Source organism: Phenylobacterium haematophilum (genome assembly GCF_014196295.1).
Classification (GTDB): Bacteria; Pseudomonadota; Alphaproteobacteria; order Caulobacterales; family Caulobacteraceae; genus Phenylobacterium; species Phenylobacterium haematophilum.
Genome location: NZ_JACIDK010000001.1, coordinates 230485 through 247635, shown reverse-complemented (window position 1 = coordinate 247635; position 17151 = coordinate 230485). Strand labels below are relative to the sequence as shown.

Genomic DNA, 17151 nt, shown 5'->3' with positions numbered 1-17151 from the left:
CCGCTCAGCAATAGGGTGGCAGGCGCAGGAAGAAGTCGTCGTGGGCGAGCGCGACCTTGCGGGCGAACCACGCCCCGCTTCCGACGATCGCCTCCTGATCGCCTTGCTCCAGCAGGCGCGGGCTGTCGCTGCAGTCTGTCCAATCGATGTAGCGCCGGCTGTCGGTCAGTCGATCCGGAAATTTGGCGGCGACGATGGTCGGGATGACGTGCTCCTCGCAGATGTAGGTGCCGATAAGGCGGCTCGATCCGTTCAGCTTGCGCAGCTCAACCGCCACCACCTGCAGGGCCTCTTTCGGCAGGGACCACCAGGTCTCGCCCTTGAACCAAGGTCCCCAGGGCCGGGACCGATCTCCAAAGCCGCGCCGCCGCGCGTCCAGCCATTGCGACAGGCGTTCAATGTGCGGCTTCAGGCGGACCGCCATCGGCTCACGCACGGGGTCGGCTCGCAACCAGCGAGCGTCGATGCGGAAGCCCTGCATCCGATCCTCCTCGCGCCCGCACTCGGCATCGATGTAGCAAAGCGGTGGATGAGCGGCGGCAAGATCTCGCAAGATCTCCTGCCGCGATGCGACCGGCCAGTCCGAACCGCTGACCAGATGCGCATAGTCGAATTCGAAATCCAAGGCACGGTCGATCAGCAGACCGATCGCCGACTGCAGACTTCGGTGCCCCCATCTCACGGCCACCGGTTTGTGAATGATATGCACCCGGTCTTCGTGGGCGGGCGGATCATCGCGCAGACTTCGCCACAGGGCCGAGCGGCGGTCCGCGTGAATGATGACCTTGTCCGAACTGCCTTCCGGCGTGAGCCGTTCAACTAACGCGTCGAGCTGTTCTCGACCTTCGTGCACGAGCACCAGGTAGATCATCCGCATCCGGACACCCTTGACGCCTGTCGACACCGAAGACTGCCGTAGTGTGACGGCTAGCTCAATTGCGAATTCCAGCGAATTCCAGGCCTTCACCCGCCGGCCCGGCCTGCGACAGTTCCGACGCCCCCGACCGCTACGGAGGGTGGCGCCGAGCCGCGCGCAGCCACCCTAGGGCCATGGCGACAAAGTTCTTGTTTTGTTCTCATGAATCATGCTCCCCTCGCCGCTCGATCGCAGGCTCCCCCTGCCCACACCACGCCTTGAGCAGGCCCGGTACTTTCCCGGATGCGTCGTCCTGCTGACCTGCGGGGGATGTGGGTGGCGGCGGCGGTATGATCCGCTGAGGATCGCGCACCGGCTCTACACGCTGGGCGACGGCGGCCTGCAGACGCCGGTGGCCGACGTGGTGGCACGGATCAAGGCGGACTGCGCGCGGTGCGGCGCGAGGCGCTGGGACGCCTGCCTGGCGTATCCGCCCGGGGTGGACGAGCGCGAAGCGATGCGGCTGCGTCGACGACTCCGCGACTAGGCGGCCTGCCGCTGCAGAGCGCGCCACCAGGCCTCGACCGCCTCGAACTGCGGCGGCAGCATGACGAACAGCGGCGCTGCGAAGGCGGTCCAGACCGGGTCGAACTTGGGGGCCACGGAGGTCAGGATCGGGACCTGGGCCTCGAGACCGGCGACGAAGGCGTCGCTGAGGCCGGTGCGCTCGGATTCAAGCCGCCCGAACTTGCTGAGCACCACGAGGTCGCAGCCGGCCGCGATGTCGCCGCGCACCGCCTGGCAGGCGGTCACGATGCTGCCGGCGTCGACGCTGCAGGCGCTGGAGCCGCGGCCGAGCGCCTGGAAAACCTCGAACCGGCGGCCATCGGCCAGACTGCGCAGCTGCGCATGGCCAGGCTCGGGCTCCTCCTCGACCACGCCGGCGACGCGCACCTGTGGCCCCAGGCGGGCGGCGAACACGGCGAACAACGCCTGGACCTGCGCCGTCGGCGCGCCTCGGACGACAGCGATCGGCGCTGAAGGGTGCGCCACGTCAGGCCTTCGGCATGAACGGCGTCGGCACGCGCGCGCCGCCCTGGCGGGCGAACATCCAGCCCGGATACTCGGCCGGCAGGTCGCTGACCTCGTCGAGGCGCGCGAGTTCCTCGGGCGTAAGTTCGAGGCCGACGGCGGCGAGATTGTCGTCGAGCTGCTCGACGGTCTTGGCCCCAATGATCACGCTCATCACGTGCGGCTTGGCCAGCAGCCAGGCCAGCGCCACGCGGGCCACCGAGGCGCCGTGCGCCTGCGCCACCTCGCGCATGACCTCCACGCACGCCCAGGCGCGATCGAGGTTCACCGGTGGGAAATCGAAGTTGGTGCGGCGGGCGTTCTCAGGGTTGTTCGAGCCCGGCCCGAACTTGCCCGAGAGCAGGCCGCCGGCCAGCGGCGACCAGACCATCAGGCCGAGCCGTTCGGAGGTCAGCATCGGGACCAGCTCGCGCTCCAGGTCGCGGCCGGCGATGGTGTAGTAGGCCTGCAGGGTCTCGAAACGGGCGTATCCCTTGGCTTCGGACAGCCCCACCGCTTTGGCGATCTTCCAGGCCGCCCAGTTGGAGACGCCGACGTAGCGGACCATCCCCTGGCTCACCAGGTCGTCGAGCGCGCGCAAGGTCTCGTCGATGGGGGTCACGGCGTCATTGCCGTGAATCTGGTAGAGGTCGATGTGGTCGGTCTGCAGCCGGTCCAGGCTGGCCTTGACCGAGTCCATGATGTGCCCGCGCGAGGCGCCGCGGTCGTTGGGCCCTGGCCCCATCTGGCCGAACACCTTGGTCGCCAGCACCACATCGCTGCGCTTGACGCCGAGGTTCTTCAGCGACTGACCGAGCCGCTGCTCCGAAGCTCCGAACGAATAGACGTCGGCGGTGTCGAAGAAGTTCACCCCGGCGACCAGGGCCTTGGCCATGATGGCGTCGACGTCGGCCTGAGGCAGCGAGCCGATGGCCTTCCAGATGCCGGCGTCCTCGTTGCCGCCGAACGTCATGGTCCCCAGGCAGATCTCGGAAACGTAGAGGCCGGTCCGGCCAAGCTGCTTGAACTTCATGCGTCGGCTCCTGGCGTTGTCGCCACAGCCTACATATCGGTTCGCGACAGGCGCAAGACGGCCCCCGCCCCTATGGCCGCGAGATGATCAGCCGCCGCGAGCCGTCATAGGTCGCCATGCGCCGCCAGTGGCCATAGCGGGCGTCCCAGGCGCCGCAGGCGAGATCGGCCGACAGCGTCTCCACGAACCTCGGTTCGACCTCTGGGGCGACGAACCCCCAGGAGGACTGGGCGGCGCGAACGGCCGGGTCCAGCAGGCGCTCGGGCCGGGCGAAGAAGGCGTCGGTGATCCCGTCCACGCAGTCGGCGGCGATGGGAACGGTCTCGATGGAGATCTGCCCGCCAAGGCCCTCGGCGATGGCCTCGATGTCGGGAAAGCGTCGTTGCTCGGCCGCCAGCAGTTCGGGCGCGTAGTCGTTGAACCACCACTGCGACAGCACCGATCCGTCGAAGGCGGCGACCACCACGGGGCCGCGCGCCACGCGCCGCAGTTCGGCCAGCCCCTTGGCCAGGTCGCGCCACTGGTGGACGGTGGCCACCGCCATCGCCGCATCCACGCTGTCGTCGTCGAGCGGCAAGGCCTCGGCGAAGCCCTCGATCGCCAGACCGGCGCCGGGCGGCCGCTGGGCCCGCATCACCGCCGACGGTTCGACCGCCAGGACATAGCAGTCTTCCGGCTCGTAGGACCCGGCTCCGGCTCCGACGTTGAGCACCGTCCGCACCGGCCCCAGGGCCTGGCGGATGCGCTGCGCCAACACGGGATCGGGCCGCCGCTGGGCGCCATAGCCGGCGCCCGTTTGCTCGTAATCGACATCCCCACCGACGGCCATTCGCCACTTCTCCTCACGTTTGATTGGACGGCTGGAGACGTACGCCTCGACAGAACTCGCCAAAACCGAGTTCGGGTCGTGCTATCGGTGAGCCAAATTCAATTAGGACGCTCTAGTCATGCGCCGACGGCTGCCGCCGCTTTCCGCCCTGCGCGCCTTCGAGGCGGTCGCCCGGCTGGGCTCGGTCGGCCGCGCCGCCGAGGAACTTGGCCGAACACACGGCGCGGTCAGCAAGCAGTTACAGGCGCTGCGTCTCGACGCCGGAGTGGCGCTGTTCGACAAGGTCGGCACGGGCCTGGCCCCCAACGCCGCCGGCAAGCGCCTGGCGCAAGCGGTGGGACGGGCCTTAGACGACCTGGGCGAGGCGTATGGCGAGGTGGTGCGCGAGGCGCGTGCGCCGGCTCTGCGGATCGCCTGCAGCGCCAGCTTTGCGATGGGTTGGCTGGCCCCGCGCCTGTCGCGCTTTTCCAAGCGTTATCCGGACGTTCGGCTGCAGCTCTCAATGACCTCGGCCCGCGAGATGCGTGAGGAGCGCGACGCCGACCTGGTGATCCTGTGGGACCGTGCGCCCTACCCCGCCGAGGACCGTGCCCGGGCGATCCGGCTGGCGGACGCCACATTCGGGCCGGTGGCGGCGCCCGACTATCCGATCGCGCGGCGAGGCGAAGTGCTGCGGGTTGGCCGGAAGATCGCCCACGACCACACGGCCGGCGCCTGGGCGCAGTGGAGCCGGGTCTCGGGCCTGTCGATCGAGGCGCCGACCGAGGTCAGCTTTCCGCATACCCACCTCTGCCTTCAGGCCGCGGCGGCGGGCATGGGCGTGGCGGTGGCCGAGCGGCGGCTGGCGGACGCAGACCTGACCGCCGGCCGACTGGTGGCGGTGGCGGAGTTCGCGAGCCTCCCCGACGGGTTCGCCGCCCTGCCGCACCGGACGCGGCCGCTGTCGCCGCAGGCCCAGGTGTTCGTCGACTGGCTGCGCGTCGAGCTCGACGAACCCTAGACGAGCCCGGCCCCCGGACCTACGCCGAGCGCATGAAGCGGCTGTTCGATTCCCTCGTCGACTGGGCCGACGCCCATCCCAAGCGGGTCCTGGCGATTGCGGTCGCGGTCGGGCTGGCGATCACGTTCGTCCTGCAAAGCCGGCCGCCGCCGGCGTTGCCGCTCACCCTGACGCCGGTGGTCGCCGACGTGCTGGGCGACCCTGGCACGCCGCGGGTGGGACCGGCAGACGCCGACGTGGTCGTCGTGCTCTACACCGACTACCGCTGCCCGATCTGCCGGCGGACCGATCCGGCGCTGGAGCGGCTGGTCGCACGCGATCCCAAGGTGCGCGTGCACTACAAGGACTGGCCGATCCTAGGCGAGCAGTCGATGCTCGGCGCACGGGCGGCGCTCGCCGCCGAGCGGCAGGGCAAGTACTTCGCCATGCACCGCGCGCTGATGGCCGACAACGCCCCTCTGAACGCGGCCGAGGTGCGCCGGATCGCCGCCGAGGCGGGCCTCGACCCGGCCCGCCTGGAAGCTGATTTAGTCCAATACGACAAAGAGATAGACCGCCAACTTGCGGCGCACGCCAACCAGGCCTTCGCCCTGGGGCTGAAGGGCACGCCAGCGTACCTCGTGGGCCCCTATCTCATCCAGGGCGGGCTGGATGACGCCGACCTGGACGCGGCGGTGGCCCGAGCCCGAAAGGCCGGATCGCCCAAGCCTCAGCCCGAGTGATCGGAGACGATCCGCCAGCCGTCCGCGGTCTTGTGGAACACCAGGCTGAACAGGCCGGTGGCCTTCTCGCCATTCGGCAGGTCGAGATTGAACCTGCCGATCACGGCGGCGTAGTCGGCGCCCAGCGGATCGAAGTCGACGACCTCGGTGGAGAGCTTGGGCATGGCCTTCGGGTCGGCGAAACGCGGGGCGTACATGGCCCGGATCGCGTCGTAGCCCTGGATGACCTTTCCACCGCTAACATAGTTGATTTGCGGGGCTTTTTCGTAGCTGGCCATGAAGGTGTCGAGTTCGCCGCGGCTCCAGCCGGCGCTGGCGTCGGCCAGCACCTTGGCGACGTCGGCGCGGTCGTCGGCGAGGGCCGGACCAGCCGCCAGGGCTATCGTCAGGGCGATGGCGGAAAGTGCGCTGAACTTCACAATCGGGCTCCTATTTGCGCCGTATCGTCAGGATTTCGACGGGACGTTCCAGAATCTGTCCCTTTACGAACACGACCGGCGGCGGCGCGTCGGACGGCTGGGACTGAATCTTGCGGACGACGTCCATGCCCTGAGTCACCCGACCGAAGGCGGCGTAGCCCTGGCCGTCGGGATTGCGGGCGCCGCCGAAGTCGAGGCTGGTGTTGTCGCCGACCGTAATGAAGAACTCGGAGGTCGCGGTGCCGGGGCCGTCGCGCGCCATCGAGATGACGCCGTCGGTGTGCGAGAGGCCGCTCATGGCGGTGGTCTCGTGGGCGATCGGCGGCAGCATCTGGCCACGATGGGCGTCGCTGTCGATGCCGCCCTGGATCACCTGGATCGGGGCCTTGGGGTTCGGGTCGGTCCCGGCGCGGACGACGCGGTAGAAGGTCGCCCCGTCGAAGCGGCCCTCGTCGACGTAGCGCAGGAAGTTGGCGACGGTGATGGGCGCCTTGTCCGGGTAGAGCTCGAGCTCCACCACGCCGAGGTCGGTGGTCATCACCACCGGAACAGCCGGCGCGGCGAGCGCGTAGCCCGCCATCGCCAGGGTGAGAGCCGCGCCCAGCATGGCGCGTCGAACGAGTGTCACGGCCAAGGCGGGCCCTCCCCTAGTCAGGTCGATGGCCGGCGGGTCGCCCCGCCGGCCGGCAGGTTTAGAACGCCACCCGGATGTTGGCCCCGACGGTGCGCGGCACGATGCGGATGCGCGCCTCGGGATCGAACGGGCTGGCCGGCAGCGCGCGGATCACGCCGCGGCTGTCGAGCGCGTTGTTCGCGTAGACCGAGAACTCCACCCCTTCGTGGGTCAGGCCCGCGCGCAGGTTGACGACGTTGTAGGCGTCCATCTTGCGGTAGGTGCTCAGCTGCGGGCTGAACTCGGTGAAGCGCTCACCCATGTACTGGTAGCCAGCGTAGACGAAGCCGTCGAGATCGTCGCCGACCGGGAACACGTATTCGGCCGAACCGCTGAAGGTGACCTCCGGCACGAACGGCGCCTTGTCGCCCTTCTTGGCCTTGAGGTTGACGACATCGGTCGAGAGCTTGGAGTCGATGTAGGCGCCGCCGGCCGTCAGGGTCAGGCCCTGGATCGGGTTGGCGGTGATTTCCAGTTCGACACCGTCGCTGGTCGCGCCGCCGACGTTCTCACGGAAGCCGAAGCCGCAGTCGAGCCGACGCTGGGTCTGCATGTCGTCCCAGACCAGGTGGAAGTAGGCGCCGTTGACGCGGACGCGACCGTCGGCGAACGAGCCCTTGCCGCCCGCTTCGTAGCTCCAGACCTTGTCGGCCGCGAAGGCGTTCGGGTCGGTTCCGGTGCGGGTGAAATCGGCCAGCTCGGCGGCGCAGACGTCCTGCGGCACCGGGGTGTTGATACCACCGTAGCGGAAGCCGCGGGCGGCCTGGGCGTAGACCATGAAGTCGTCGTTCACGTCATAGGAGACGTTGAACTTCGGGTTGAAGCCGTCTTCCTTCGAGGTGCGGCGCGGCGGGTCGCTGGGGATCGCGCCGTTGAAGAAGCCCGAGGCGTAGAGCTTGTACTTCTGTTCCCAGTTGAAATAGCGCAGCCCGCCGGTGACGTTCCACTTGCCGATCTCGTAGGTCAGCTCGCCGAACAGGGCGTAGGTCTTCACCTCGATGTCGTCGTAGCCCCAGTAGGGGTTGTCGGTCGGGGCGCCGAAGTCGTTCGAGTTGATCCCCATGGCGGCATCGAAGCCCGGCACCGGCACGGTGTTCAGATAGTAGATGTCCTTCTTGTCGGTGAAGGCGCCGACGACCCAGCTGAACGGGCCGTCGCCCTGCGAGGCCAGGCGAATCTCCTGGGCGAAGTAGGTCGAATCCGTGGTGTCGACCAGGGGGCTCGGCTTCACGCCCGGGAACGTACCGAGCAGTCCATCGAGCGAGCGCTTGTTGACCGTGGTGCGGTCGAAATACGAGGTCGATGAGACCAGGTTCGCAAAGCCCAGGTCGTAGTTGAGGGTCAGGTTGTAGATGTCGAGCTTGTCGTCGTAGCCGTCGTTAGAGGTGTAGTCGCGGGCGAGGCCCGGCACGCGCTCGAGATCCTCGGGGCGGCCGCCGTCCTTGTAGTGGTGCTTGAAGTACGACAGGTCGGCGGTGAAGTCGTCGGTGACCTGGAAGCGCGCCTCGACGCGGCCGCCGCGGGCCAGACCATCATTGAGGTCCTTCTCGCCGGTGGTGACGTTGTCGATGTAGCCCGGGGTCTTGGTGTAGTAGCCCGAGGCGCGGATCGCGATGCGGTCGTTGACCACCGGCACGTTCAGCAGGCCCTTCAGCGAGAAGCCGTTTCCGCCCTCATTGACGCTTGAGACGCCGTACTCGACCTTGCCGGAGAACTCATTGAGCTGCGGGCGATGAGTGATCATCCGCACGGTGCCGGTCATCGAGCCGGCGCCGTAGAGGGTGCCCTGCGGACCACGCAGCACTTCGACGCGCTCCAGGTCGAACAGCGCCAGTTCCGGGTTCAGAGCGCCCATCGAGATCGGGATTTCGTCGATGTAGATGCCGACGGTCTCCTGGTTCTGGGTGTCGTTGTCGTTGCCGCCGCCGTTGGTGACGCCGCGGATCGACAGGCGCGTGCGGCCCGGACCGTTCTGGTAGGCGGTCAGGCTGGGCACCGAGCCCAGCAGGGCGGTGTAGCTCTCGGCGCCCATGTTCTGCATGGCCTGTTCGCCGACGACGTTGATGCTCATCGGCACGTCGAGGACGCTTTCGGTCCGCTTGCGGGCGGTGACGACGAGTTCGTCGACGACGGCGCTGTCGCGGGCCGACTGCGCGTAGGACGGCGCGGCGGTGAGCGCCGTCGCCGAGATCAGAACCGACGCGGCCAGCAGGCGCGACTTGGTGCTCATGGTCATAGGAATCCCCTCCCGAATGACAGGCGCGCGACGCCGCTCCAGCCGGCGCGCGCAAATTTCGAGGCGGGACCATAGGCGTGTGACGCTTCTGCGAATGATGCGCCAAGCAGCCATTCTGATGCGCGATGCAATCAGTCGCCGCCGGGCGGCAACTCCAGGTGCAGCACCCCCTCGCCGCTACCTTCGGCGGAAGTCCTTGGGCGCGGCGTTGAACCGGCGGCGGAACGCGGCTGTGAAGTTGGTCGGGTGCTCGTAGCCGACCGATTCGGCGATCTCGGCGATGGTCATGCCGCCTTCGCGCAGCAGGTCCTTGGCCCGCTCCATGCGCCGGCCCTGGCAGAAATCGAACACCGTCGCGCCGAACGTCTCCTTGAACCCGCCCTGCAGCTTGGTGCGGTTCAGCCCGACGCGGCGGGCGAGCGCCTCGATGGTCGGCGGATCGGCGAACTCGGCCATCAGGATTTCACGCGCCTGGTAGAGACTGTCGCGCTCGCTGCGGCGGACCGGCGAGGCGGCGCGCGGCCCCTGATCGCCGCTCTCGACCGTGTCGACCAGCAGGCAGAGCATCTCCATCACCTTGGCCTCGAGATAGCGCTGGCGGAGGGCGCCCTTGAACGACGCGCCGACGATGTCGCCCACCGCGCTGTGCATGGCCGGGGTCAAGCGCATGCCGACATGGTTGAAGCCCTGCCCGCGGCGGTCGAGATCGCGCAGCAGCTTGGGCAGTTCGTCCGGCTCCAGCCCCATGATCCGGGCCAGGTTGCCGGCGTGGAAGTGCAGGGTCAGCGAGGCCAGCCGCTCGCGGCCATGGATGTGCAGGTCATAGTCGCGCCCGGCCGGCAGGGTCAGGACCGAGGCATAGCCCTTCTCGATCCGCACCGCGTTGGGCCCGTCGTCGTGCACGCCGATGCCGCCGGCCAGCACGAAGCGCAGGGAAACGAGGTCCTCGGGCGCGCGGATCGGCAAGGTGTAATGGTCGTCGTAGCTGCTGTCGGCGACGCAGACGAGCAGGTAGTCGTAGAGGCGCACGACGTCCCAGTGGCCGGCGCCGTGCTCAACCGGCAGGCGGGCCGAGGCGGCCGGCCCATGACGGGGCGAACGCGGCCCGTCGGCCACGCGTCCGTTGAACCCGTCATAGATGTCGCGAACCTCGGCGCGCGACGACAGAAGGTCGACCATACCCACCCCGCGCCAGCCCTGTGGCCAGCGGCCGGCAACCTGTCGCACCGCAAAGGAATTGTCACGACGGCGGCAAGCAACGGCTGCGGGTTTAGCGAGAGATGTTACTTTCCGGGCTCGGTATGGGGAGGGAGTCGACGATGAGCGACCAGAACAAGCCGGCGGCGTCGCTCGAATGGGGCGTCAAGCAGAGCTTCCGCAACTATGTCGCCATGACCGGCGGGACGACCGAGGTCGGCGGCGGCGCACAGGCGAACGAGGACGGCGCGTTCGTGTTCGCCGCGGCGGACGGCGGGCTGAGCCTGGACGCCGACGGGCGGCTGCAGGGCCGCGGGGGTTTTCTCGGCGAGGTGAAGTTTCAGGCCCACGGCGGCATGCTGTCTGTGTTCCTGGCCGACCCGGCGATCGAAGTGGACGACAAGGGCGCGGCCCTGACCGTCGCCGATACGCCGTCACGCAACCTGCGGGTCGAGGTCGGGCGCCTGGACCTGGCGGCGGCGACCACCGATCCGTCGGGCGAGATCGTCATCCCCGTCGGCCTGTCGATCGAGGGCAGCCGGCTGCTCGGCGACCACTATGCGCCGCGGACCGAGCTGGATCCGGTGCGGTTGCGGCTGGGCTAGACCGCTCGCACCCGTTCGCCGAACTTGGCCCGCAGCGCCCGCTCGACGCTGGGGGTGACCAGCCAGGAGACGTCCTCGCCGAGGCTGGCCAGTTCGCGCGCGGTGCTGGAGCTGACGTGCAGGAAGGTCTCGCGGCAGATGATGTGGATCATCGGCATGTCGGGATCGAGCCGGCCCAGGATGCCGTGGTAGCGGAACTCGTCGTCGAAGTCGGAGGACTGGCGCAGGCCGCGGACGATGTGGGTGGCCCCGATGCGGCGAGCGTACTTGATGACGCTCTCGCCCTGGAATGCGCCGATTTCGACCTGGGGCGGCAGTTCCCGCGGACCTCCCAATTCGAGGTCCAGCACAGAGCGGCGGATCAGGTCGAGGCGCTCATTGGGGTCGAACAGGCCGCTCTTGAGCGGATTGATCCCCACAGCCACGTGCACGACGTCGAAGGTCAGCAGCGCCTTCTGGATTATGTCCAGGTGACCGAGGGTGATCGGGTCGAAAGAGCCGGCGTAAATGGCCCGGGTACGGACAGGCTTCATGCGCGCCATTGGCTCAGTCAGTTCACGGACCGTCAAGGCGTCGCGCGCCCCATCATGGGGTCGCGGCGGCCCCGCCGTCGATCGCCACCGCCGGGGCGAAGGCGCCGGTCTGGGGCCGCGCGAAGATCATCCGGGTGGCGTCGCCCTCGGCCCGCAACTCGACCGGGCAGCCGTCGGAGAGTCGCACGCCCAGGCCGCTGAGCGCCACCCCGCGGACAACCAGTTCTCCGCCCCCGACCGCTGTCAGCGGAATGACGTTCAGCCGATCGCCGCGGGTCGTGAAGCGGACCGGCGCGCCATCGTCGGTCTGCGCCTCCGCGAAGGACCATGGCCGGGTCCCATAGACCGCCTCGCCGTTATCGCGCAGCCAGGCGCCCATCGCCTTGAGCCGGTCGAGCTGCGGCGTCGGGATCTGGGCGTCGTCGCCGCGCGGACCGACATTGAGCAGCAGATTGCCGCCCTTGGAGACGCTGTCGACCAGTTCCAGCAGCAGGTGCTCGGGGCTCTCGTAGTCGGCCTCGGTGTCGTTGCGGTTGAAGCCGAAGGAGTGGCTCATGCCGCGGGTCGCCTCCCACTTGCGGTCCTGGATGTCGGCGAAGCGGACGTATTCCGGGGTGCGGAAGTCGCTGTGCGGCACCGGCGGCGGCACCACCCCGTCCGCGCCCCCGCCGGACTTGGCGGCGCGGGACTCGATCATCCGGTCAAGCAACAGCCGCGGCAGCTTGTGACGCAACAGGCGAGCGGTGAAGGTCGGGGTCTTCCAGCGGTCGTTGACCACGCCGTCGGGCACGGCGGCGTAGTAGTCGGAGAACAGCTCGTCGAGCTCGCCCTGATCGGTCGGCCAGGAGATGTCGTTCCAGAGCACGCTGGGCTCGTAGCGGTCGACGAGTTCGCGAGTCTGGGCGGCGGCGTAGGCCGGATAGAGCCCGCCCGGGACCGAGCCGACGAAGTCCATCAGCGTGCGCAGCGGCTCGGGATTGAAGCTCCAGTCGATGCCGCCGGAATAGTAGACGCCGAACCGCATCCCGGCGCGGCGGACGGCGGCGGCCAGTTCGCCGACCACGTCGCGTTCGGTACGCCAGCCCTGGGCGTGCGGATGGGCCACCCGCGAGGGCCACAGGCAAAAGCCGTCATGGTGCTTGGTGACCAGCACCACATAGCGCGCGCCGGAGCCGGCGATGGCCTCGGCCCAGGCGTCGGGGTCCCATTGGCTCAGACCCGCCAGGAACGGCTCGCGGAAGTCGCGATAGGGCGCGCCGCCATAGGTCTCTCGGTGGAACGCGGCCGAGGGCGTGTCAGGCGACTTGATCGCGTTCTCGTACCACTCGGTATAGGGCGAGAGCGCCACCGCCCGGCGGTAGTCGGTCTGGAAGATGTCGGAGATCTTGCCGACCTTGGGCGCGAAGGCCGGGATCGAGAACAGGCCCCAGTGGATGAAGACGCCGAACTTGGCGTCGTCGTACCAGGCCGGCAAATCACGCCCCGCGAACGCCCCCATGGCCGCCTCCCCTGCGCCCCGGCCGGCGTCGCGGCCGGCGGAGCTATCAGACCCAGGGAGCGGCGGCTTGGCAAGCCGCCGCATATCGACGTTCGGTCAGACGCGCCGGATCAGGCAGCCCAGATCAGGCGGCCAGATCCTGGCTGGCGCGGGCCGGCGGCTTGGAGAACTGCATGACGCCGTCGTCGACCGAGCCGAAGCGCAGGCTGACGAGATCCAGGGCGTAGTTCTGGTGCAGCTTCCAGGGCGTCTTGGTCCCCTGCTTGGGGAACTGGTCGATGCCGCGCTGGACGTAGCCGGAGGAGAAGTCGAGCCACGGCGCTTCGCCGACGGTGGGATCGGGCTTGGGCGTGCAGATCGGCTGGCCGGTGCGCTCCATGTGGTTGAGCAGGCGGCAGACGTATTCGCAGGTCAGGTCGCACTTCAGCGTCCACGAGGCGTTGGTGTAGCCGAAGGCCGAGGCCAGGTTCGGCACGCCGCTGTACATCATGCCCTTGTAGCTCATGGTCTTGGCCATATCGACGCGCTCGCCGTCGACGATGACCTGCAGGCCGCTGAGCAGTTGGAGCTTGAGGCCGGTGGCGGTGACGACGACGTCGGCAGGCAGTTCCTGGCCCGATTTGAGGCGGATGCCGGTCTTGGTGAAGGTTTCGATCTGGTCGGTGACCACCGAGGCCGAGCCGTCCTTGATGGCGTCGAAGAGATCGGCGTCCGGCACGAGGCACAGCCGCTGGTCCCAGGGATTGTAGCGCGGCGTGAAGTGGGTCGCGACATCGTAGTCGGGGCCCAGGTGCTGGCGCACCATGTCGATGATCCGGGCCTTGGTCTTCTCCGGTTTCTTGCGGGCCAGGTTGAAGAACAGCATGCCGAAGAGGACGTTGCGCCAGCGGGTGATGCCGTAGGCCAGCTTGGCCGGCAGCTTGGCCCGCAGCCAGTTGGCGGCGGCGTCCTCGGCCGGGCGCGAGACCACATAGGTCGGCGAGCGCTGGAGCATGGTCACGTGGGCGGCGGTCTTGGCCATCTCCGGGACCAGGGTGACGGCGGTGGCGCCGCTGCCGATCACCACGACCTTCTTGCCCGAATAGTCGAGGTCTTCCGGCCACTTCTGGGGATGGACGATCTGGCCCTCGAACGCGTCGCGCCCCGCGAAATCGGGGGTGTAGCCCTCGGCGTAGTCGTAGTAGCCGGTGCACATGAAAAGGAAGTTGCAGGTCAGGCGGACCGCTTCCTTGTTCGGGCCGACCTGGGCCTCGACCGTCCAGCGGGCGTCGGCCGAGGACCAGGACGCGCAGGTGACGTGGTGGCCGTAGCGGATGTGGCGGTCGATGCGGTTCTCGACGGCGGTGTCGCGGACGTACTTCAGGATCGAGGGACCGTCGGCGATGGCCTTGGCCTCGCGCCACGGCTTGAAGGCGTAGCCGAGGGTGTACATGTCGCTGTCCGAGCGGATGCCGGGATAGCGGAACAGGTCCCAGGTGCCGCCGATCGCCTCGCGCCCCTCCAGGATCGCATAGGTCTTGCCCGGGCAATTGGCCTGCAGGTGATAGCCCGCCCCAATGCCCGAGAGCCCGGCCCCGACGATCAGCACGTCGAAATGTTCGCTGCCCACCGATATCACCTGTGAAATCGTCCTGGCCGTCCGGCCGAGAGTCCTCAAACACTTGTTCGGCATCATGCGCTCTCGGGCGGCGTTCGCCAAATGCGGTTCGCCGCCTTGCCGGATCAGACGGCACGGCCTCTAGATGGGCCGCGCACCTCCACGACCAGGCCTTCCAGCGCCCGCTCGCTACATGCACGCCGGCGATCTGGCGACCATCGGCCGGCACGCGGCTGCAGTGCAGATCGGCTAGGTTAAGTTGACCGGCTTCGTCGGCTGGGTGTTCTGGGGCGTGGCCCACGTCTACTTCCTGATCGGCCTGCGCAACCGCATCGCCGTGGCGTTCGACTGGGCGTGGAGCTGGCTGACCCGCCAGCGCAACATCCGCCTCATCGTTCAGCATCGCGGCCGATAAGGCGTAGCTTCCCCGCCTGCCCGCTTGACCCTGTGGATGACGCGCGGTGATGTAACTCGTTACAGACCGGTCGCTCACTGAAAGGCGGGACATGTCGGCGAGACCATCCAAGACGACGGGGGATGCGCCGCGCTCGGCGCGCGACCGCATCTTCGAGGCGGCGCGGGACATGTTCTATCGCAAGGGCATCCGCGCGGTCGGTGTCGAGAGCATCGCCGCCGAGGCCGGCGCGACCAAGATGAGCCTCTATCGCAACTTCCCGTCCAAGGACGAGTTGGTCGCCGAGGTGCTGCGCGAGCAGTCGCGGGAGGGCTGGGCCTGGTGGGACGAGATCGTCGGCCGCTTCGGCACCCCGCGCGCTCAACTGGAGGGGTTGTTCGACGCCTTCGCCGAGCGTTCGGAAAGCTCGGAGGCGCACGGCTGCGCCCTGTGCAACGCGGCGGTGGAACTGCACGAGCCCGATCATCCGGCGTTCCTGGTCGCCAAGGCCCACAAGATGGAGACGCGGCGCCGGCTGATCGAGCTGGCACGCGCGGCCGGCGCGCCGGACGACGAGCTGGGCGACGGGTTGCTGCTGTTGCTAGAGGGCTCTCACATGGCCCGGATCACCCTGGGCGGCGAAGGGCCTGACCGGATGCTGCCGCGCGCGGCGCGGGCGCTCATCCGCGAATACGTCGACCGCTGAGCCAAAGAAAAGGCCCGCTCGGACGAGCGGGCCTTTCCCGGATCACATGAGAGCTGGTCTCAGACCGCCAGCATCTGGCGGCGACGGGCCGAGCGGACCATGGTCCCCACGCCGCCGAAGCCGATGATCATCATCGCCCAGGTCGCCGGCTCGGGCACGCCGCTGGCGACGCTGTAAAGGTCGATCTTCCCGCGGATGAAGGCGCTGTTGACCGCCTGTTCCTTGGTCCAGAAACCGCCGCTGGGCGAGCCGTCGACGAGGAAGCCGTCCAGGTTCAGCGTGTATTGCTTGCCGCCGATCAGGAAGACTTGCGAGTTCGAGTTGAAATTCATCGTCACTTGGTCGGCGCAACCATTGACGTTGACGCCGCCGCCGTTCGCCTGACCGTTGGCGCAGGGGTTCGACTGGTTCGTCGTCTCGTTGTGGGAGAAGTTGTACTCGAAGGTCTTCGTGCCCAGGAACGAGCCGTCGGCCCAGACGTCCGTGGTGAAACGCAGGCCCACCCCGCTGATCGCGCCGCCGCTGTTGATCGGGAAGTTCACGTGCTGGAACTCGCCGATGTTCACCGAACCCGATGAATCGATGGCCTGATCGAGGCTCGTCGAGAAGTCGGCGCCGATGAAATTGTAGCCGCTCTGGCCGTAGCCGGTCGATTGACCCCAGCGGATCGTGCCGTCGCCGCCGTTGGCCGCGATGGCGATGTTCGTGCCGCCGGCCGGGTCGAACCACACGCCCGCGACGTTCTTGAACTCGACCTGCACCGCCGCGGCGGCCGGCGTCGCGATCACGGCCGCGAGAACCAGCGCCGAAATCAAGGCCGGAGCCTTGACCTGAAACTTGAGCTTATCCACGCCAAACCACCTTCTTGTTGCCCTAGATGTCAGTCGATCTGCGCCACAATTTCGCCATTCACAACAATATTGGCCAACATTTTACAATTGGCTCGAACACTTCCCCTGACGGTTGTTTTTATTCAGTTGAATTCGTTCTGCCACATACCGAAATAGTGCATATGGACTATCCGCAAGCACGCAGTTGATCGACTTATACTGCATGGAAATATGACGCTCACCTCCCCGCTCGACAGCAGCCACGGCGCCGCGACCGACACCTTGGGCGAGACTGCGCGCGACCTTCACACGATCTGGACGCAGGCGGGCGACGCGGCGCAGCCGCGGTGCTGGCCGCGCACGACCGAGAGGGACCATGGAGAGACTGCAGCCGGCCGCAATGGAGGCGCCGCGGTTCGAGGAGCGACCTTGGACCTTTGCGGGCCTACGTCGCCGCCACGCCCGCAAGGAAGGCGTCTGGCGCGCGCTGGACGAGCACGGGTGCGCCGCCTCCGACCGCTTTGGCAAGGTCGCCGGCCGCAAGGACGGCGCGGGGTACGGGCTCTATTACGACCTGTTCGCCCAGCGGGATGGCTTCGAGATGATCGCCGCGGTGGCGACCGACGAAGCGGCCGGCCGCCCGGCCGCCTTCGAGCAACTGCGCGTGCCGACCCGACGCTATGCGGTCTTCGCTCATCGCGGCCCGGTGAGCCGGCTGCGCAGCACCATCTGGACCGCCTGGTACGGCTGGCTGCCCAACCTTGGCCTGCGTTCGGCCGGCGACAGCCTGACGCCCGACTTCATCGAGGTCTATGGCGACGACGCCGGCAACACCGGCCGTCCCGCTATCGAGATCTGGTTTCCGGTCCGGGCCTGAGGCGCCACAACTCCCCGCGCGACGACGGGCGCGATGAGCTGTAGAGAACGCGGTGCGTTGAACTGACGTAACGAC

Annotated in this window: 18 protein-coding genes; 6 read left to right on the top strand and 12 right to left on the bottom strand. The window is 68.1% G+C overall.

Features of this window, described 5'->3' with window-relative positions; translation table 11 throughout:
* Positions 1-4 precede the first annotated feature (4 nt).
* The 4 genes from GGQ61_RS01300 to GGQ61_RS01285 all read right to left on the bottom strand — a co-directional run bounded on the left by GGQ61_RS01300 (position 5) and on the right by GGQ61_RS01285 (position 3789).
* On the bottom strand, positions 5-877 hold the full coding sequence (locus tag GGQ61_RS01300) for a beta-1,6-N-acetylglucosaminyltransferase (protein ID WP_183769569.1): 873 nt from the start codon (positions 875-877) through the stop codon (positions 5-7).
* A 522-nt stretch (positions 878-1399) separates the two neighbouring features.
* Entirely contained in the window at positions 1400-1909 is a 510-nt protein-coding gene (locus tag GGQ61_RS01295) for a DUF2478 domain-containing protein (RefSeq protein ID WP_183769568.1), read from the bottom strand.
* 1 nt (position 1910) lies between these two features.
* Complete coding sequence (locus tag GGQ61_RS01290) at positions 1911-2960, bottom strand: aldo/keto reductase (RefSeq protein WP_183769567.1); 1050 nt, start codon at positions 2958-2960, stop codon at positions 1911-1913.
* Positions 2961-3030: 70 nt separating this feature from the next.
* On the bottom strand, positions 3031-3789 hold the full coding sequence (locus tag GGQ61_RS01285; protein ID WP_183769566.1) for a class I SAM-dependent methyltransferase: 759 nt from the start codon (positions 3787-3789) through the stop codon (positions 3031-3033).
* A 118-nt stretch (positions 3790-3907) separates the two neighbouring features.
* Here GGQ61_RS01285 and GGQ61_RS01280 point away from each other — a divergent pair, with 118 nt between their 5' ends.
* Positions 3908-4789 (top strand): LysR substrate-binding domain-containing protein, encoded by an 882-nt coding sequence (locus GGQ61_RS01280; RefSeq protein WP_183769565.1) that lies wholly within the window; start codon positions 3908-3910, stop codon positions 4787-4789.
* 32 nt (positions 4790-4821) lie between these two features.
* Positions 4822-5511, top strand: coding sequence for a DsbA family protein (locus GGQ61_RS01275; RefSeq protein ID WP_183769564.1), 690 nt, complete (start codon positions 4822-4824; stop codon positions 5509-5511).
* On the opposite strand, the gene GGQ61_RS01270 is transcribed toward GGQ61_RS01275, so the two are convergent.
* From GGQ61_RS01270 to GGQ61_RS01255, 4 genes are all read right to left on the bottom strand, one after another.
* Positions 5499-5930, bottom strand: a complete 432-nt coding sequence (locus tag GGQ61_RS01270; RefSeq protein ID WP_183769563.1) for a nuclear transport factor 2 family protein — start codon at positions 5928-5930, stop codon at positions 5499-5501. The two genes, GGQ61_RS01275 and GGQ61_RS01270, sit on opposite strands and share 13 nt — an antisense overlap.
* Before the next feature lie 10 nt (positions 5931-5940).
* A complete protein-coding gene (locus tag GGQ61_RS01265) occupies positions 5941-6558 on the bottom strand; it encodes a peptidylprolyl isomerase (protein ID WP_343056051.1) in 618 nt (205 codons plus the stop codon).
* A gap of 64 nt (positions 6559-6622) precedes the next feature.
* On the bottom strand, positions 6623-8839 hold the full coding sequence (locus tag GGQ61_RS01260) for a TonB-dependent receptor (RefSeq protein ID WP_183769562.1): 2217 nt from the start codon (positions 8837-8839) through the stop codon (positions 6623-6625).
* A 177-nt stretch (positions 8840-9016) separates the two neighbouring features.
* Entirely contained in the window at positions 9017-10018 is a 1002-nt protein-coding gene (locus GGQ61_RS01255) for a helix-turn-helix transcriptional regulator (protein ID WP_183769561.1), read from the bottom strand.
* A gap of 140 nt (positions 10019-10158) precedes the next feature.
* Between GGQ61_RS01255 and GGQ61_RS01250 the strand changes: the two genes are divergently transcribed.
* Entirely contained in the window at positions 10159-10641 is a 483-nt protein-coding gene (locus GGQ61_RS01250) for an HtaA domain-containing protein (protein ID WP_183769560.1), read from the top strand.
* On the opposite strand, the gene coaD is transcribed toward GGQ61_RS01250, so the two are convergent.
* The 3 genes from coaD to GGQ61_RS01235 form a co-directional block, all read right to left on the bottom strand.
* Positions 10638-11174, bottom strand: a complete 537-nt coding sequence (gene coaD / locus GGQ61_RS01245; RefSeq protein WP_183769559.1) for a pantetheine-phosphate adenylyltransferase — start codon at positions 11172-11174, stop codon at positions 10638-10640. The two genes, GGQ61_RS01250 and coaD, sit on opposite strands and share 4 nt — an antisense overlap.
* A 52-nt stretch (positions 11175-11226) precedes the next feature.
* Positions 11227-12672 carry an alpha-L-fucosidase gene (locus GGQ61_RS01240; RefSeq protein WP_183769558.1) on the bottom strand — a complete coding sequence of 482 codons (1446 nt, stop codon included), beginning with the start codon at positions 12670-12672 and terminating at the stop codon, positions 11227-11229.
* Positions 12673-12796: 124 nt separating this feature from the next.
* Positions 12797-14281: an NAD(P)-binding domain-containing protein gene (locus GGQ61_RS01235; RefSeq protein WP_183769557.1), complete on the bottom strand. Its 1485-nt coding sequence runs from the start codon at positions 14279-14281 to the stop codon at positions 12797-12799.
* A 247-nt stretch (positions 14282-14528) separates the two neighbouring features.
* Between GGQ61_RS01235 and GGQ61_RS01230 the strand changes: the two genes are divergently transcribed.
* Positions 14529-14684 (top strand): hypothetical protein, encoded by a 156-nt coding sequence (locus GGQ61_RS01230; protein ID WP_183769556.1) that lies wholly within the window; start codon positions 14529-14531, stop codon positions 14682-14684.
* A gap of 91 nt (positions 14685-14775) precedes the next feature.
* The gene (locus GGQ61_RS01225) at positions 14776-15369 is read left to right on the top strand and encodes a TetR/AcrR family transcriptional regulator (RefSeq protein WP_183769555.1); all 594 of its coding nucleotides are present in this window, start codon (positions 14776-14778) and stop codon (positions 15367-15369) included.
* 59 nt (positions 15370-15428) lie between these two features.
* Here the strand turns inward: GGQ61_RS01225 and GGQ61_RS01220 are convergent, their stop codons facing one another.
* Positions 15429-16220, bottom strand: a complete 792-nt coding sequence (locus GGQ61_RS01220) for a THxN family PEP-CTERM protein (RefSeq protein WP_183769554.1) — start codon at positions 16218-16220, stop codon at positions 15429-15431.
* A gap of 355 nt (positions 16221-16575) precedes the next feature.
* On the opposite strand from GGQ61_RS01220, the gene GGQ61_RS01215 reads away from it, so the two are divergent.
* Positions 16576-17076 carry a GyrI-like domain-containing protein gene (locus GGQ61_RS01215; RefSeq protein WP_183769553.1) on the top strand — a complete coding sequence of 167 codons (501 nt, stop codon included), beginning with the start codon at positions 16576-16578 and terminating at the stop codon, positions 17074-17076.
* Positions 17077-17151: the final 75 nt, after the last annotated feature.

What these genes read in the sequence shown, in the direction of transcription:
- GGQ61_RS01260 (WP_183769562.1), bottom strand. Translation starts at nt 8,839, where the DNA reads ATGACCATGAGCACCAAGTCGCGCCTGCTGGCCGCGTCGGTTCTGATC.
- GGQ61_RS01285 (WP_183769566.1), bottom strand. Translation starts at nt 3,789, where the DNA reads ATGGCCGTCGGTGGGGATGTCGATTACGAGCAAACGGGCGCCGGCTAT.
- GGQ61_RS01225 (WP_183769555.1), top strand. Translation starts at nt 14,776, where the DNA reads ATGTCGGCGAGACCATCCAAGACGACGGGGGATGCGCCGCGCTCGGCG.
- coaD (WP_183769559.1), bottom strand. Translation starts at nt 11,174, where the DNA reads ATGAAGCCTGTCCGTACCCGGGCCATTTACGCCGGCTCTTTCGACCCG.
- GGQ61_RS01300 (WP_183769569.1), bottom strand. Translation starts at nt 877, where the DNA reads ATGCGGATGATCTACCTGGTGCTCGTGCACGAAGGTCGAGAACAGCTC.
- GGQ61_RS01275 (WP_183769564.1), top strand. Translation starts at nt 4,822, where the DNA reads ATGAAGCGGCTGTTCGATTCCCTCGTCGACTGGGCCGACGCCCATCCC.
- GGQ61_RS01255 (WP_183769561.1), bottom strand. Translation starts at nt 10,018, where the DNA reads ATGGTCGACCTTCTGTCGTCGCGCGCCGAGGTTCGCGACATCTATGAC.
- GGQ61_RS01215 (WP_183769553.1), top strand. Translation starts at nt 16,576, where the DNA reads ATGGAGAGACTGCAGCCGGCCGCAATGGAGGCGCCGCGGTTCGAGGAG.
- GGQ61_RS01280 (WP_183769565.1), top strand. Translation starts at nt 3,908, where the DNA reads ATGCGCCGACGGCTGCCGCCGCTTTCCGCCCTGCGCGCCTTCGAGGCG.
- GGQ61_RS01250 (WP_183769560.1), top strand. Translation starts at nt 10,159, where the DNA reads ATGAGCGACCAGAACAAGCCGGCGGCGTCGCTCGAATGGGGCGTCAAG.
- GGQ61_RS01240 (WP_183769558.1), bottom strand. Translation starts at nt 12,672, where the DNA reads ATGGGGGCGTTCGCGGGGCGTGATTTGCCGGCCTGGTACGACGACGCC.
- GGQ61_RS01290 (WP_183769567.1), bottom strand. Translation starts at nt 2,960, where the DNA reads ATGAAGTTCAAGCAGCTTGGCCGGACCGGCCTCTACGTTTCCGAGATC.